Origin of the sequence: Micromonospora sp. D75 (assembly GCF_018070405.1) — a bacterium.
GTDB lineage: Bacteria > Actinomycetota > Actinomycetes > Mycobacteriales > Micromonosporaceae > Micromonospora > Micromonospora chalcea.
This window is the reverse complement of the sequence record NZ_JAGPXV010001140.1, coordinates 1-631: the sequence shown is the minus strand read 5'-3', so window position 1 is coordinate 631 and position 631 is coordinate 1. Positions and strand designations below refer to the sequence as shown.

The 631-nt window shown below is 67.4% G+C and carries 1 protein-coding gene; it reads left to right on the top strand.

Annotation, left to right across the window (positions count from 1 at the left end):
- The coding region (locus KBX39_RS32525) for a DUF4383 domain-containing protein (RefSeq protein WP_210874257.1) at positions 1–448 on the top strand (448 nt) is incomplete at its 5' end.
- Positions 449–631: the final 183 nt, after the last annotated feature.

The following is a 631-nucleotide window of genomic DNA, read 5'->3' as shown; positions in this document are numbered from 1 at the left end:
CACCCCCGTCAACCACCCCGCGCGGCCGATCTACCGGGCGATCGGCGGGATCGTTGGTCTGTACTTCGTCGTCTTCGGCGGCCTCGGCGTCATCGCCAGCGCCGGTGGCGATTTCTTCGCCCAGGACGACACCAAGGGTCTCGGCCAGGGCACCAACATGGCGTTCTCGCTGGTGTCGGTGCTCGTCGGCGTCGTGATCCTGGTCGGCACCGCGATCGGCCGCAACCTCGACGTGGCGATCAACCAGTGGCTGGCCTACACCCTGATGGTGATCGGCCTGGGCTCGCTGGCGTTCCTGCAGACCGACGTCAACATCTTCAACTTCTCGATCATGACCGACGTCGTGGTCCTGACCCTGGCGCTGGTGCTCCTGATGGCCGGCATGTACAGCAAGGTCGGCTCCGACGAGGAGCACGAGGCATGGCAGAAGGCCCGCCTGGTGCTCTGATCCCTCCTCGTCCGAAGGCCCGGCGCGCCGCGCGCCGGGCCTTCGGTGTTTTCCGGACGCGAACGGACAACCCAGGCGACAATTGCCCCGAATCAGTCGCACGACTGGAGGGCACCATGGCGCACTTCCCGGTGAACCACCCCGCGCGGCCCCTCTACCGGGTGCTGTCCGGGCTCATCGGCC